Source organism: Salinimicrobium maris (assembly GCF_049680855.1).
Taxonomy (GTDB): domain Bacteria; phylum Bacteroidota; class Bacteroidia; order Flavobacteriales; family Flavobacteriaceae; genus Salinimicrobium.
Genome location: NZ_JBMPGS010000001.1, coordinates 287588 through 303572 on the forward strand (window position 1 = coordinate 287588; position 15985 = coordinate 303572).

At 42.0% G+C, this 15985-nt stretch carries 14 protein-coding genes; 7 read left to right on the top strand and 7 right to left on the bottom strand.

Annotated features, from left to right (window positions below):
* Positions 1–177: 177 nt before the first annotated feature.
* Positions 178–1731, bottom strand: coding sequence for an L-piperidine-6-carboxylate dehydrogenase (gene amaB / locus ACOV1Q_RS01430; RefSeq protein ID WP_424492653.1), 1554 nt, complete (start codon positions 1729–1731; stop codon positions 178–180).
* A gap of 103 nt (positions 1732–1834) precedes the next feature.
* The gene (locus ACOV1Q_RS01435) at positions 1835–2350 is read right to left on the bottom strand and encodes a 3-hydroxyanthranilate 3,4-dioxygenase (protein ID WP_424492654.1); all 516 of its coding nucleotides are present in this window, start codon (positions 2348–2350) and stop codon (positions 1835–1837) included.
* Between the two features lie 163 nt (positions 2351–2513).
* Here ACOV1Q_RS01435 and ACOV1Q_RS01440 point away from each other — a divergent pair, with 163 nt between their 5' ends.
* The 6 genes from ACOV1Q_RS01440 (at position 2514) to ACOV1Q_RS01465 (ending at position 10957) form a co-directional block, all read left to right on the top strand.
* Positions 2514–3584 (top strand): isoaspartyl peptidase/L-asparaginase family protein, encoded by a 1071-nt coding sequence (locus ACOV1Q_RS01440; RefSeq protein WP_424492655.1) that lies wholly within the window; start codon positions 2514–2516, stop codon positions 3582–3584.
* A gap of 144 nt (positions 3585–3728) precedes the next feature.
* Positions 3729–4568, top strand: a complete 840-nt coding sequence (locus ACOV1Q_RS01445) for a phospholipase A (protein WP_424492656.1) — start codon at positions 3729–3731, stop codon at positions 4566–4568.
* Between the two features lie 185 nt (positions 4569–4753).
* On the top strand, positions 4754–5251 hold the full coding sequence (locus tag ACOV1Q_RS01450) for a GbsR/MarR family transcriptional regulator (RefSeq protein WP_424492657.1): 498 nt from the start codon (positions 4754–4756) through the stop codon (positions 5249–5251).
* A gap of 20 nt (positions 5252–5271) precedes the next feature.
* A complete protein-coding gene (locus ACOV1Q_RS01455; RefSeq protein ID WP_424492658.1) occupies positions 5272–6393 on the top strand; it encodes an efflux RND transporter periplasmic adaptor subunit in 1122 nt (373 codons plus the stop codon).
* A gap of 7 nt (positions 6394–6400) precedes the next feature.
* On the top strand, positions 6401–9547 hold the full coding sequence (locus ACOV1Q_RS01460; protein WP_424492659.1) for an efflux RND transporter permease subunit: 3147 nt from the start codon (positions 6401–6403) through the stop codon (positions 9545–9547).
* Positions 9548–9556: 9 nt separating this feature from the next.
* Entirely contained in the window at positions 9557–10957 is a 1401-nt protein-coding gene (locus ACOV1Q_RS01465; protein WP_424492660.1) for an efflux transporter outer membrane subunit, read from the top strand.
* A 65-nt stretch (positions 10958–11022) separates the two neighbouring features.
* On the opposite strand, the gene ACOV1Q_RS01470 is transcribed toward ACOV1Q_RS01465, so the two are convergent.
* From ACOV1Q_RS01470 to ACOV1Q_RS01480, 3 genes are read right to left on the bottom strand one after another with little or no spacing between them, the layout of a single operon-like run.
* Positions 11023–11538, bottom strand: coding sequence for a YciI family protein (locus tag ACOV1Q_RS01470; RefSeq protein WP_424492661.1), 516 nt, complete (start codon positions 11536–11538; stop codon positions 11023–11025).
* Entirely contained in the window at positions 11535–12008 is a 474-nt protein-coding gene (locus ACOV1Q_RS01475) for a CYTH domain-containing protein (RefSeq protein ID WP_424492662.1), read from the bottom strand. Before ACOV1Q_RS01475 ends, ACOV1Q_RS01470 begins: the two co-directional genes overlap by 4 nt.
* Positions 12009–12017: 9 nt before the next feature.
* Positions 12018–12680, bottom strand: coding sequence for an NAD(P)H-binding protein (locus ACOV1Q_RS01480; RefSeq protein ID WP_424492663.1), 663 nt, complete (start codon positions 12678–12680; stop codon positions 12018–12020).
* A 148-nt stretch (positions 12681–12828) separates the two neighbouring features.
* On the opposite strand from ACOV1Q_RS01480, the gene dinB reads away from it, so the two are divergent.
* Complete coding sequence (gene dinB, locus ACOV1Q_RS01485) at positions 12829–13920, top strand: DNA polymerase IV (RefSeq protein ID WP_424492664.1); 1092 nt, start codon at positions 12829–12831, stop codon at positions 13918–13920.
* Positions 13921–13991: 71 nt separating this feature from the next.
* Here the strand turns inward: dinB and pyk are convergent, their stop codons facing one another.
* Together pyk and ACOV1Q_RS01495 are read right to left on the bottom strand one after the other, a co-directional pair.
* Complete coding sequence (gene pyk, locus ACOV1Q_RS01490) at positions 13992–15422, bottom strand: pyruvate kinase (protein ID WP_424492665.1); 1431 nt, start codon at positions 15420–15422, stop codon at positions 13992–13994.
* Entirely contained in the window at positions 15422–15913 is a 492-nt protein-coding gene (locus ACOV1Q_RS01495; RefSeq protein WP_424492666.1) for an IPExxxVDY family protein, read from the bottom strand. Before ACOV1Q_RS01495 ends, pyk begins: the two co-directional genes overlap by 1 nt.
* Positions 15914–15985 lie beyond the last annotated feature (72 nt).

Sequence of the window (15985 nt, forward strand, 5' to 3'; positions counted from 1 at the left end):
AGAGGCTGTTTAAAAAGCTATTAACACGTCATTCTGAATTCATTTCAGAATCTTATTGCTCTCATTTTCAAAACTAATAGAACCTGAAACAAGTTCAGGTTGACGTAAAGCTAACCTTTTTGAACAGCCTCAAAAATGCCGTTTTTGAAACTTTATATTTTCAGCTTTTATTAAAAATTACAGATCAAATTTGATTCCCTGCGCCAACGGCAGTTCTGTTGTATAATTGATCGTATTGGTTTGTCGTCGCATATAAACTTTCCAGGCATCAGAACCGGATTCTCTTCCGCCGCCGGTATCCTTTTCACCTCCAAAAGCGCCTCCAATTTCTGCTCCCGAAGTCCCTATGTTCACGTTCGCAATTCCGCAGTCAGATCCTTCAACCGAGAGGAATTTCTCAGCTTCCCGAAGATTGTTCGTCATAATTGCTGAAGAAAGCCCCTGCGTAACGCCATTTTGGAGTTCCAGGGCATTTTCGACATCGCCAGTATATTTCATCATGTACAATACAGGTCCAAAAGTTTCGTGCTGTACGATATCGTAATGGTTTTCGGCTTCGGCAATGGCAGGTTTTACGTAGCAACCGCTTTCGTAGCCTTCTCCTTCCAGCACGCCGCCTTCCACAATAACTTTTCCGCCTTCTTCAACTACTTTCTTAAGCGCATTCTGGTAGTTTTTAACTGAATCCTTATCAATAAGCGGCCCCACATGGTTGTTTTCATCTAATGGGTTACCAATGCGCAGTTGTTTATAGGCATCAACAATCGCATTTTTCACCTTGTCATAAATGGAGTCATGAATGATCAATCTTCTTGTAGAAGTACAGCGTTGTCCTGCGGTACCCACGGCACCAAAAACGGCCCCGATAACTGTCATTTTTAGATCGGAATCTGGAGTGACGATAATGGCATTATTACCACCAAGTTCCAGGAGAGATTTTCCTAATCGTTCTCCAACTGCAGCCGCTACTTTTCGCCCCATTCGTATAGAACCGGTGGCAGAAACCAGCGGAATCCTTTTATCATTCGTCATCATTTCTCCTACCGTATGATCTCCCGTAATAAGGCAGGAAATCCCTTCCGGCAGGTCATTTTCAGCAAAAACCCGTGCCGCAATATTCTGGCAGGCAACTGAAGTTAGCGGTGTTTTTTCTGAACCTTTCCACACGCAAACATCTCCACACACCCATGCAAGGGCAGTATTCCAGGACCAGACGGCCACCGGGAAGTTAAACGCAGAAATTACCCCTACAATCCCCAGCGGATGGTATTGTTCATACATGCGGTGCCCCGGCCTTTCTGAATGCATGGTTAACCCGTGCAGCTGTCTCGAAAGTCCTACTGCAAAATCGCAGATATCTATCATTTCCTGAACTTCTCCCAAACCTTCCTGGTAAGATTTACCCATTTCATAAGAAACGAGCTTTCCAAGCGGTGCTTTCAATCTTCGCAGCTCATCATTAAATTTTCTCACGATTTCCCCGCGCTGCGGGGAAGGCATTTTTCGCCAGACTTTAAAAGCATCGGTCGCTGTCTGGATCACTTTTTCATAATCTTCGGCAGTGGTAGCTTTTACTTTTCCAATCAAAGCACCATCTACCGGAGAGTAAGATTCAATTTCTTCTCCTGAAGAAAACCAGTTGGCTCCTGTGGAAGTACCGTTGTTTATATCTTTAACACCCAGCTCTTCGAGAGCTTGAGTGATTCCAAATTTTTCTGCTATTTTACTCATTAATTCTTAAGTTTTAATATGATTTTGTGTGGTTAATTGCGAAAATAAGAAAATTAACCCGGCTTCCTGTGTTGAAAAGCATAAGTCATTCCGCCGGAAAAAGTTATTTTTCCATTACAGTGCCGCATTTATTGCAGGTGCGCAGCTCCTTACTTTCATAGAATTCCTTGAAATGCTTCTGAAAATCATTTTCAATATCGTTTAGTGGGAAATACACTTCGTGCAATTTGTTATTACAGTTCTCGCAAAACCATAAAAGTCCGTCTTTGGCATCGAGATCTACCCGTTTTCTTTCTACCACAATTCCTACAGAACCCGGACCTCTCTCAGGAGAATGCGGCACTTTTCCAGGGTTGAGATACATATCTCCCGGTCCCAGTTCCATGGTCTTCTTCTCGCCTTCATCCTGAACATGTACTTTGATGTTCCCTTCCAGCTGGTAAAAAAGCTCTTCAGTTTCATTGTAATGGTAATCTTTACGGTCGTTGGGACCACCTACTACCATGACGATATAATCTTCAGAATCCTTATACAGACTTTTATTTCCTACCGGCGGTTTTAGCAAATCGCGGTTCTGTTCAATCCATTTATTCAGGTTGAACGGTTTATTTACTGCCATCTCTCAAGTTTTAACTATAAAATTAAACATTCTCTGCCAAACAACGGCAGCTGCGCCTTTTTCTTTGCTTCGGAATCATTCCGGAAGAAACTGCACATTCAAAAATGGCATTTACGAAGAACATTTAATTTCTTAACTTTCCACCACAAATTAATTTCTCACCATGAAAAAATTACTTTTCCTATTATCCCTTGCTGTTCTAACGGGATGCAATAATTCTGAAAATAAACCAGTAGTAACCGCTGAAGCTTCAGAAAATGAACAAAACTCAAATGCTGATAACTTCGGGATCGTAATTCATGGTGGAGCCGGAACCATTCTCAAGGAAAACATGAGCGATTCCCTTGAGGCAGCCTACCAGGAGAAACTGGAAGAAGCGATTAGGACCGGTCATGAAATTCTTGCGAATGGCGGAACTGCTTTAGAGGCGGTTCAAAGGACGATCAATGTAATGGAGAATTCCCCGCTATTTAATTCGGGAAAAGGTGCGGTTTTTACCAATGCCGGCACCAACGAACTTGATGCGTCTATTATGGATGGAGAAACATTAAATGCCGGCGCCGTTGCCGGAGTGACGACTGTAAAGAATCCTATCAACCTGGCATATGAGGTGATGGTAAATTCTGAACATGTGATGATGGCCGGTAAAGGCGCCGAAACTTTTGCTAAAAAACAGGGTCTTGAACTGGTAGATCCTGAATATTTCTATACCGAAAACCGCTTTAAAAGCTTGCAGCGCATTAAAGATTCAGAAAAAACAGAACTCGACCACGATGACCATAGATCGGCTTTTATTGATCCATATATTAAAGATTCAAAATACGGAACGGTTGGTGCCGCTGCTCTAGACAAGCATGGAAATCTTGCCGCGGGGACTTCTACCGGCGGAATGACCAACAAAAGGTGGGGCCGTATTGGCGACGCACCTATTATTGGCGCAGGAACTTACGCCAATAATAAAACCTGCGCAGTATCAGGAACCGGTTGGGGCGAATTTTTTATTAGAGGTGTGGTCGCCTATGATATTTCTGCACTTATGGAGTACAAAGGTCTTAGCCTACAGGAAGCTGCAAGAGAAGTGATTCAGAAGAAAAACCCTGAATTGGGCGGCAACGGAGGAATTATTGCCATTGACGGCGAAGGCAATGTTGCAATGGAATTTAATACCGCCGGTATGTATCGTGCCAGCATGAACAAAAATGGTGATTTGAAGATAGGGATCTATGAAAAATAGATTTTTCCAGCAACTTGGAAAAGTTCCTTAACAATCTCTTTTAACACAAGATTAAATTCTATATTTCTTGTATTTGAAGCCTCAGGTTTAGTTTTGCAGGTTGAACATACCTTGTTCTTAAATAAACCTTCCAAACTTTATAAAATGAGGATTTCACTGCTGTTTTTATTCTTCACTGCATTTTTTTGCAGTAACTCGTTTTCTCAACAACTTTTTAGGGAACAAGTTGATGATACTATTAGCAAAATGCCTTCCTTTTCCATGTATGAAGACAATTACATGGTTACAGGAGTGCCGCTCAACAAAGAAATAAACAAAGGATCGGCAGATATTAAATACCAGATTAGTTTTAAACAGCTTCTTACCCGAAAAACCCTTCCGCTAGATTCTTATCTTTTTCTTACTTACACCCAAACTGCTTTCTGGAATGTTTATGCGGCTTCAAGCCCTTTTGCTGAAATAAACTTTAATCCGGGAATTAGCCTGGGAAAACCCGTTTATAACAGCAAAGAACGTCTTATTGGAATGGCATTTTTGAATGCTCAGCATGAGTCAAATGGCAGGGACAGTATCTACTCCAGGAGCTGGAACAAGATTGCAATAAGCTTTCATGCCCGAATTAGTGACAGGATCAACATGAGCTTGGAAGGCTGGTATCCTGTTAGATATAAAAAAGACAACCCAGATCTTATGGAATATCTGGGCCCGGGAGAATTAAACTTCAGCTATAATTTAGAACCTAAAAACCTGGCGCTCGAACTTATGCTTCGGAAAGGGCTTAACTGGGAATGGAAAGGAGCAGTTAAAATGCGTCTCCTATACCGGCCTTTTGAAATGCGCACCCATCGATTAACGCTGGAATGGTTTCATGGCTATGGAGAAAGCCTCATAAATTACAACAACTTATCAAGCATGATAAGAATAGGATTTCTTTTTCGGTCTGACGATTTAAATTTCTTAAAACCTGCACCCAACCAAATATGATGTATGATGTAAGAGCCTGAAAACTTTTAAAAATATTCTTAGATCAAAAGAAACTTGCAAAATTAACCACAGAGGAGAATTTCTAATTCACAAAGCCTAAGATGCCCAATAAAAAAATTATGGTTCATTTGGTTCGGATAATTCAGAACTAATCAGTAATTTTGCCGCTTCAGAAATAAAAGAAGATGCAGAAAGAAGATTTAGAAATTCAAAAAAGAAGGCTCATAGAACAGTTAGGCGTGCATTTGGAAGGAGAAAACCTTGCCCCCCTGGCTGCGCGAATATTCGCAACCTTAATTCTTACGGGTAAAAAAGGGATCACCTTTGAAGAATTGGTAAATGACTTATGTGCCGGCAAGAGTTCAATTTCCACCCACCTCGATCATTTACAGGCTACCAACCGGGTAAAATATTATACAAAACCGGGGGACCGGAAAAGATATTTCATCATTAACCCAGATCTAATGCTGAACATTATTGATGAAAAAATTAACAGGTGGGAAAATGAAAAGAAGATCCATATAGAAATTCAGCAGTATAAGAAAAGAAAGAACGAAATGTGCAGGGAAGATGAAGATTTCAAGTTCGATCTTGAATTTCAGGAAGATTTCCTCACTTTCCTTGAAGAAACCACTGCTGCAGTACAAAAGTTTAAGTCTAAAATTTTATCAAGAAACAGCTAATCAACTCAAGAATCCATCATATGAAAAAACTAAGTTATATCGGTTTTATATTAAGCTCGCTTTTATTCGTCTCATGTCAGCAAAACCAGGGTGCACAGGCGGGAACAGGCCAGGGACCCGCGGGTTTTCCAGTTATTGAGGTCCCAACAAGAACAGTTACCGGTTATACCGCTTACCCCGTAAGCATTGAAGGTACAGTGAATAGCGCGGTACGAGCAAAGGTTTCAGGTTACATCACAGATGTTCTTATAGATGAAGGTCAAAAGGTAAACAAGGGGCAAACGCTCTTTAGACTCGAAACCGAATCTTTATCTCAGGATGCAGGTGCTGCAAGAGCCAACGTTAATGCTGCCCAGGTAGAAGTAGACAAACTTAAACCGCTCGTAGAAAAAGGCATTATTAGCCCTGTGCAACTCGAAACCGCGAAGGCGCGACTGGAACAGGCAAAAGCAAATTTGAACAGTATTTCTGCCAGCATTGGCTATGCCACCATTAAAAGTCCGGTAGACGGTTATGTAGGTGCCATTCCTTTTAGGGAAGGTGCTTTGGTAAGTCCGCAGGATCCAACGCCGCTTACCACGGTTTCAGACATAGACGATGTTTATGCGTTTTATTCAATGAATGAACGAGATTACCTCAATTTCATTCAGAGCACCGAAGGAGAAACAATTTCAGAAAAAATCCAAAATTTCCCACCAGTAAGTCTGGAGCTTGTTAACGGTCAAATTTATGAACAGGAAGGTGAAATCCAAACGGTAACAGGACAGGTAGATCCTAACACAGGAACTGTTGGTTTTAGAGCAAAATTTCCTAACCCCAACCGAATTCTTTCCAGCGGGAACAGCGGAAGAATAAGAATTCCTAAGACTTATGAAAATGTTCCTGTCGTGCCCGAATCTTCTTCTTTTGAGCAACAGGGGAGAGTATATGTTTACGGGATACAGGGAGATACGCTTGCAGTTTCACGGGTTATTCAGGTTCGCGACAGGGTAGACAATCTCATTGTAGTTGAATCTGGCTTAGAACCCGGCGCTAAAATCGTCGCCAAAGGTGTAGGAAAGCTTCGAAACAATACACCTATCCAGCCGCAACCTGTTTCTTTCGACAGTATAGCCAATTCCATCAATCCTGTATTTAAATAAGTAAAAAATGCTAAAAACATTTATAGAAAGACCGGTATTATCAACGGTTATTTCAATTGTAATATTAGTTCTGGGGGTATTGGGGATTCTCACCTTACCTATTACTCAGTATCCGGACATTGCCCCTCCTACAGTACAGGTTAGCGCCAACTATCCAGGTGCTAACGCCGCTACTGTTTTGGAGAGTGTGATCATTCCTATTGAAGAACAAATAAACGGGGTAGAGGGAATGGATTACATTACCTCTACTGCCAGCAACAACGGTAGCGCCAGCATTCAGGTGTTTTTTGACCAGGGTGTTGACCCAGATATTGCTGCGGTAAACGTTCAGAACCGGGTAGCGAGGGCAAGTCCGCTGTTGCCCAGGGAAGTGACACAATCAGGGGTTACTACGCAGAAGCAGCAAACCAGTTCGTTGATGTTTTTCACTGTACTATCAGAAAATGAGGAATATGACGCCACTTTTATTCAGAATTACCTCAACATCAACGTTATTCCTGAACTAAAAAGGATCAACGGGGTTGGAGACGTAAGGGTTTTTGGTTCAAAGAACTACGCCATGCGTATCTGGCTGCAACCTGAAAGGCTGGCAGCGTATAACCTTATCCCTTCAGATGTTATTGCAGCTATCAATGAACAAAGTCAGGAGGCTGCTGCAGGTTCTATAGGACAAAATGATGCTGAAGCCTTTGAATATGTACTAAGGTACAGCGGCCGGTACAGTACCGAAAGTCAATACAATGACATCGTGATAAAATCCCTTGGTAACGGAAACTTCCTGCGCCTTGGAGATATTGCGGAAGTAGAATTGGATGCAGAAGGATACAGCGTTATCTCTTACACCAACGGTAACCCCGGGGTGAGTATGGCGGTTTATCAAACTCCAGGATCAAACGCGCAGGAGATCATTGAAAATATTCACGCAAAACTGGACGAGCTATCTGGAAATTTCCCAACAGGTCTGGAAGTTATTGTAAATTTTGATACGAATGAATTCCTGAATGCTTCTATCTCAAAAGTGGTAATGACTTTAATAGAAGCCTTTTTACTCGTATTCCTGGTGGTATTTATATTCCTACAGGATTTTAGATCCACTCTTATTCCTGCGATCGCCGTACCGGTTTCGATTATTGGGACGTTCTTCTTTTTAAACCTTTTTGGTTATTCCATCAACCTGTTAACATTGTTTGCACTGGTGCTGGCGATTGGAATTGTGGTAGATGATGCCATTGTAGTGGTGGAAGCCGTTCACGCCAAACTGGAAGAAGGTGCTAAAACAGCTCGCAAGGCTACTCATTCTGCCATGGAAGAAATAGCAGGAGCTATTGTTTCTATTACATTGGTGATGGCTGCAGTTTTTATCCCGGTAACTTTCATCACCGGTCCCACGGGGGTGTTCTATGAGCAATTTGGTGTTACTTTAATTGTTTCCATTGCAATTTCAGCCGTAAACGCTTTAACCCTCTCCCCGGCGCTATGTGCACTTTTGCTTAAGTCTCATGAAGAAAAAGGAGATCGAAAAAAGGGCTTTTTGCAACGGTTTTTTATAGGTTTTAATGTTGCTTTTGATGCCACTACCCGTAAATATGTGAATTCCCTGTCGTTTTTACATCGCCATAAATGGATCACCGCATTCATAATATTAGCTTCCATAGGCGGTATATACTGGGCTTCAAACAATACGCCAACAGGTTTTGTACCCGATGAAGATCGCGGACTTGTTTTCGCAAGTATCGAGCTTCCCGCAGGAGCCTCTTTAGATAGAACCGTTGAAATCACTTCTGAATTAAGAAACCGTATCGAAGATGTCGAAGGCGTTCAAGCAGTTTCTATGGTAAACGGTTTTAGTTTAATTGGTGGTGCCGGTAGTAACTATGCCCTTGGATTCATTAAATTGGATCCATGGGATGAACGTGAAGATGAAACTCTTTCTGCGGAAGCTATTACCGGGAAGTTCTTCCAGTTATCTGCTTCCATAAGCGATGCAAATATTATCTTTTTCCAACCTCCCAGTGTTCCCGGGTTTGGAGCTTCTTCAGGATTTGAAATGCAGGTGCTGGACAGGACAGGCGGTAGTTTTGCAGATCTCGACCAGGCGACTCAGCAGTATTTAGCTGAATTATCTGCACGGCCAGAGATCTTATACGCACGTAGTTCATTTAATACCAATTACCCGCAGTACGAAATTAACCTGAATGTGCAGCAGGCAAAAGCTGCAGGGGTCGCAATAAGCGATATCTTCTCCACGCTTCAGGGCTATATTGGTAGTGTGTATGCGGCCGATTTCTCCAGATTTGGTAAGCAGTACCGGGTTTACATCCAGGGATTGCCAGAAGATCGCGCAACCGTAGATGACCTCAATTCTATGTTTGTTAGAAACAATCAGGGAGAAATGGCACCTATCACACAGTTTGTAACGCTGGAAAGAGTTTACGGCCCACAATCAGTAACGAGATTTAACCTGTTCAATTCGGCAGGTGTGAATGGAACCGCTGCTCCCGGATATTCTTCCGGAGACGCGATTGCTGCCGTACAGGAAGTAGGAACCGGTTCTTTGCCGGCAGGATTTGATATTGGATTTTCGGGACTTACGCGGGAAGAGATTTCCGCTGGGAATCAAACTACTTTTATTTTCTTCCTGAGTATCCTGTTTGTGTTCTTTATTCTTGCTGCACAATACGAAAGTTATCTCCTGCCACTGGCTGTTTTACTTTCGCTGCCGGTAGGGGTTATGGGAGCATATTTAACGACAAATCTTTCGGGGCTACAAAACAACATTTATTTTCAAATTGCTCTCATAATGTTACTGGGTCTCCTTGCTAAAAATGCCATTTTGATCGTAGAATTTGCAATACAACGGCGCCGCGCAGGACATTCTATTATAGATGCGGCCATGGATGCGGCCAGAGTTCGATTGCGACCCATTTTAATGACCTCTTTTGCATTTATAGTTGGTCTCCTCCCGCTGGTGTTCGCGAGCGGAACGGGAGCTGCTGGAAACCGTTCTATTGGAACGGGAGCCGTAGGAGGCTTACTGGTAGGAACTGTGATTGGAGTTTTTATTATTCCCATCCTTTTCATTCTCTTCCAGTGGCTACAGGAAAAAATAAGCGGAAAACCCGAAGCAATTACTGCAGAAAGTGATCATGCATAAATTAGAACAATGAAAAATTCAAGAATATATAAAATAGTTTTAGTGCCTGCCGTTCTTATGTCACTGCAATCTTGCTTTGTGGCCAAAGATTATCAGCGCCCGGAAGTGGTAGAGACAGAATCATACAGAACAGATCTTCTACAGGAAGGTAATTCGAGCATGGCAGATGTTTCCTGGAGAGAGCTTTTCACAGATCCTCTTCTCACTTCCTATATCGAAGAAGCACTGGAAAACAACATAGACATACGTGTTGCCCTTCAACAAATTGAGGCGGCAGAAGCATATGTTAAACAGGGAAAAGCAGCCTATTTTCCTACTTTAAATGCAAATGCCCAGGTTACTCATCAGGAACTTTCCCGGAACAGCCAGTTCGCAGCATTGACAGGTGGTTCCATAGATCAATTCGATCTTTCGGCCAATCTTTCCTGGGAAGCTGATATTTGGGGAAAAATAAGAAGCAATGACCGTGCTTTTCAGGCTTCTTACCTACAGTCTGTAGCCGCGCACCAGGCTGTAAAGACAGATCTTATTGCCGATGTCGCTTCTTTGTACTTTCAGCTTCTAGCGTTGGATGAACAGAAGAGGATCACATTGCAAACTATCGAAAACAGGGAAAACAGCCTGGAAACCACCAGAGCTTTAAAAGAAGCCGGTAACCTTACTGAAGTGGGTGTAAAGCAAACTGAAGCTCAATTATACCGGGCGAGGGCTGTACTTGTGGATATCGAGAACAACATCAGGCTGCTGGAGAATGCCATGTCTATCTTACTGGGTGAGGCACCGCACAATATTGAGCGTACGAGCCTTGCCGTGCAGGATATGAATACCGACCTTAATGCCGGTGTTCCTGCGCAGCTTCTTAGGAATCGTCCTGACGTGATTGCGGCCGAATATAACCTGATAAATGCTTTTCAACTTACGAATGTGGCGCGAAGTGAGTTTTATCCAAGTTTGAGATTGAGCGCTTCCGGCGGATTTCAAGCCCTTCAACTTGAGGATTGGATCAATGCTAATTCGCTATTTGCCAATGTTGTAGGTTCATTGGCCCAGCCTATCTTTAACAGGAGGCAAATAAGAACGCAATATGAAGTAGCCGAAGCACAGGAAGAGATCGCTTTTCTAAACTTCAGAAGGTCTCTTTTAATAGCGGCCCGTGAAGTTTCTGATGCTTTGTACAGCCATGAAGCCGCCGTGGAAACTATAGAGCTCAAGACAAAGGAATTTGAGACTTATGATCTTGCCACCTCCTATTCCGAAGAACTGCTTAATAACGGAATGGCAAACTACCTGGAAGTGCTTACGGCAAGAGAAAATGCGCTTAACTCACGGCTGGAGCTTATAAATGCAGAATTGAACAGACTTTACTCCATCGTAGATTTATACCAGGCTCTTGGCGGAGGCTGGGAATGATTTTTCATGATTGATTAGTTAGTTGTTGGTTTCTGCCCCGTCGCTTGTGATGGGGCAGTTTCTTTTTAAGGCAACTTCCCTCCTTTTGCTGTCCACCAGGGATGTACTTCCACTTCTAACCTTCCGGCCTTCACCATTGGGTCCTGGTTGGCGAGACTATCGGCTTCAGCAGCTGTACGCGTATTGTAAACTGCTATTCCGCGAATATCTCCATCATCACCAAAGGGCCCAATAAGACTTGCGTAGCCTTCCTCTGCCATACGGGTTAAATATGCCAGGTGCTGTTGCTGAAGCGCTGCTGCTTCTGTAGAATCCTGGCTGCGATTCGCTCCTGTTTTCAGAAAGACCATGTAGTATTGCTGCATCAAATAAGTTGTGTCGCCTTCCTGATAAGAAAAGACCTGGTAACCCTCATTTTTGAGTGCTTCTGCCAGTGAATCCTGTTGTTTAGCAAATGATTGCACAGCGGCTTCTACTTTTTCAGGACCAGGAATGCCACGTGTATTTTCGGGATTTTCAGTTTTTTCCTCGCAAGAAGTAAAAAGGATCAAAAAACCGAAAAGGGTAATCATATTCTTCATGATGATATCTTGTTATATGGATTCTTACAAAGGTATGAGTTATAATACTCCCGTTCACCGGTTACTTCCTTTCCCAGCCATGCAGGTTTTACAAATTCCTCATCTTCTGATGCAAGTTCTACTTCCGCCAGAAGAAGTCCTTCATTCAATCCGAAGAATTCATCTACTTCAAAAATATGTTTTCCTGCTCTTACTTCATACCTCACTTTTTCAATAATGCCTGGTTCGCAAAGCTTCAGCAGAGCTTCGGCTTCGTTAAGAGGGATTTCCTTTTCCCATTCAAAACGGCTCATCCCACTCTCGCCAGACTTTCCTTTAATAGTCAAAAAAGCCTTTTCATTTCTCGTTCTTACCCGCACAGTTCTCTCCACATGCGAATTAAGATATCCCTGAGCGATTTTGGTTTTTCTAAATGCCTCCTTTTTAAAATCTTCAGAAAGCAGTAAAAATTTGCGTTCTATTTCCTGCATATAAATCGTTTAGCGTTTACTTTCGGCGATCTCCTTTATTTCCCGCGAAACAATTCTCTCCCCGGAATAAGTATTATTCGCTACGTAGATCATGGCCTCTGCAATGGAAGCTGCATGTATGCTCCTGTACTTTTTAAGCGGCCCTACAAGTAAATGGTCTCCTACTTTCATCATCTGCTTCCAGGCGTATTCAAAAGGCCGTTTTTCGTCCCTGTTTCCCGCTATAAGGGATGGCTGGAAAATGTACGTCTGCGGAATGTTTTTCTGAAGCACTTCCGCCTCCATTTCACCCTTGGTGCGATTATAGAAAAACTTACTATCCTTGTCTGCTCCCAATGCCGAAATCGCCAAAAATGTGTTTATTCCGTTTTTTTCACACAACCTGGCAGCGGTCACTGGTATGCCGTAATCTACTTTTCTATATAATTCCTCATCAGGAGTTTTCTTTTGGGTACTTCCAATACAGCAGTACACCTCATCTCCCGTAAATTGTTCTTCATACTTTTCAAGCTCCAGAAGATCAATCAAATGTTCTTCAATTTTTGGATGCTTAAACTCTGTAGAGCTCCTCGAAAAAAGCTTTATTTTTTCATATCTATCATCATTAAGAAGTTTTTCCAGCAGAATCCCTCCCGTTAAACCTGTTGCACCTAAAATAATAGCTGTTTTCATAAAAGCTGATTTTCTTTTGAAGATACTTCATTAATTACTAAAATCAAAGATAGCGTATTTCTTAGGTCAAATGTTTCAGCAACGAAAATCGGTCTATTTGCCACAGTAGCACCGCAAGTTTAATTAATTTTACACTGTGGATCCAAAAATGGCATTTCGGAAGATCATTCATGTAGATATGGACGCTTTCTACGCTTCTGTTGAACAACTGGACAACCCAGATTTGCAGGGGAAAGCCATTGCCGTAGGTGGCAGTTCGAAACGTGGGGTAGTTTCGGCTGCAAGTTATGAGGCGAGAAAGTACGGTGTGCGCAGTGCGATGAGCAGTGTCATTGCGAAAAGGAATTGTCCTCACCTCATTTTTGTCAAACCAAATTTTGAACGTTACCGCGAGATTTCACAACGCATCAGAAACATCTTTTTTGAATATACAGATCTTGTAGAACCACTGTCTCTCGATGAAGCCTATCTCGACGTGACTGAAAATAAAAAAGGCCTGCCAAGCGCCACTTTGATCGCTAAAGAGATTCGGCAGAAAATCCTTGAAAAGACAGGTTTAAATGCTTCGGCAGGAATTTCTATTAACAAGTTCATTGCAAAGGTCGCAAGTGATGTAAATAAGCCCAACGGACAAAAAACGGTAGACCCGGAAGAAGTTGAAGAATTCCTTGAAAAACTGGAAATAAGGAAGTTCTACGGCGTGGGAAAAGTTACTGCGGAAAAAATGTATCAATTTGGGATTTTTACCGGAAAAGACTTAAAATCCAAGTCTTTGGAATTCCTGAACGATCACTTTGGAAAAAGTGGTCAGTATTATTATAACGTCGTCCGAGGTATTCATCTAAGTGAAGTAAAACCCTCCAGAATAAGAAAATCTTTGGGCGCAGAACGTACTTTTGATGAAAACATCTCTTCAGAAATTTTTATGCTCGAGCGGCTGCAACATATTTCAGAAGAAATAGAGCGCCGACTCAAAAAGAGCAAAGTGGCAGGAAAAACCATCACTCTCAAGATCAAATACAGTGATTTTACACTGCAAACGCGCAGTAAAACACTTAATTATTTCGTTTCTTCCGGAGAATTGATCCTGGAGACAGCAAAAGACCTGCTGTATCAGGAAAAAATGAAGAATTCTGTTCGACTTCTGGGAATTTCACTATCAAACCTCAACACCGAAAAAACTGACAAAGATAGTGCAGATAAAGAAGAGGTTGCCGTTCAGTTAAAATTTGAATTCTAAAAAAAGAGGCTGCAAAATACCATTTTTGGATCTGCAGCCTCTGTATGCTTTTTTTCTTCTTTCCGAAGAAATTATTCTATTTCAGAAATACGCAACGTATTTACCATTCCGCGGTCTGTAATAGGCATGGCGGCAAGGTTGATCGTAAAATCTCCTTTTTGAACATATTCCGTTTCCGAAGCGATCCTGTTAATATCATCTATTGTTTCATCTGTACTCACAAATTTATCATAGAAAAAGGCGCGCACGCCCCATAACAAGCTCAATTGGGTAAGAATTCGTTTGTTAGATGTAAACACCAGAATGTTTGATTCCGGTCTCCAGGCAGAGATCTGGAAGGCCGTATAACCACTATTGGTAAGTGTACATATGGCGCTTGCCTTTATCTCATTTGCCATATGCGCAGCATGGTAACAAACAGATTTTGTAATATATCTTTTGGTACGCACGTGCGGTGGCTCATGCGGAACTTTAATAAGCGGTGAATTCTCTACGCTCATCAAGATTTGACACATCTTCTGAATTACCTGTACCGGATAATTTCCTACGGAAGTTTCTCCACTCAACATCACAGCATCGGCACCATCCATTACAGAGTTTGCCACGTCATTTACCTCTGCCCTTGTTGGGGTAAGGCTGGTGATCATGGTTTCCATCATTTGGGTAGCGATAATTACCGGAATCCTGGCTTTCTTGGCTTTTAAAACCAGTTGCTTCTGAATAAGCGGAACTTCCTGAGCAGGAACTTCTACTCCAAGGTCTCCACGAGCAACCATTATTCCGTCACAATACGCGACGATCTTGTCAATATTTTCGACACCTTCAGGCTTTTCAATTTTCGCAATGATTGGAATCTTATGGTCTGTATGCTGCCTTATCAAATCCTGAAGTTCAATGAGATCTTCACTGTGCCTTACAAAAGAAAGGGCTATCCAGTCAACTTCCTGCTCTACAGCAAAAATTGCATCTTTAACGTCCTTCTCGGTCAAAGCAGGAAGAGATATTTTAGTGTTGGGCAGGTTCACTCCTTTTTTAGATTTGAGCGGGCCTCCCTGGATCACTTTCGTCCTTACTTCATTTTCCTTATTTGAACTAATTACTTCAAAAATGAGTTTCCCATCATCTAAAAGAATACGTTCCCCGGCCTGCACATCTTGTGGAAAGGTGTCATAGTTCATATAAACCCTTTCTGCGGTTCCTTCGAATTCCTCCCCGGTAGCAAAAATAATTTCATCACCTTCAGAAACGACCACTTCTTCCTTCATCTTCCCAACTCTAAGCTTAGGCCCCTGTAAATCTCCTAAGATAGCAGCCGTAAAACCATCTTCTTCGTTGAGCTCCCTTATCATTTTAATCCGTTCTCTAACGTCATCATAATTGGCATGAGAGAAGTTGATCCTGAACACATTCACTCCTGCACGGAGCATTTCACGCAACACATTCTTAGAACTTGTGGCGGGACCCAGGGTAGCCACAATTTTGGTCTTTTTGTTATTTGGCATTAGTCAAAAATTAGATTTTCCTTTGATTTTATATTTTCAGTCGCGACGCAATATGCCGTGGCGATCTGTGGAATTTGCTTGATTTTGTCCAGCAGTAAAACTTCAGACACCAACCCGGACTCTTCTTCTAATTTGAGAAAGAAATCCACTTTAGCATATTCCGGCAATAGATGAGTGGTTTCAGAAGCCATTTCTTCTTCCCCAAACAGGGATCCGAAGCCTTCTGTTGTTTTCTTGGACAGTCCTTTGTACTTGTTACTCACCAAAAAATAGTCGCAATATTTTTGTTGATCTTTATACTCGTACAATGAAAATAAAGCACGAACAGATTTAATATATAAATCTATATCATTGCGTGCCCTGGACAACCTTAAATCGAGATGCTTGTTTAATAAGAAAGCCAATTTGTATTCCTCCAGGGAACAGTGAATGGCTATAAGTTTAAAAGGTTGGTCAACAACAGCATCCAAAACCAATTTGTGCGCCAGCATATTCTCAACTTAATTGATAAAGATAAAATAAATAGGGTAAAAAATTAAACTTTCACCATTAATTCTTACAGA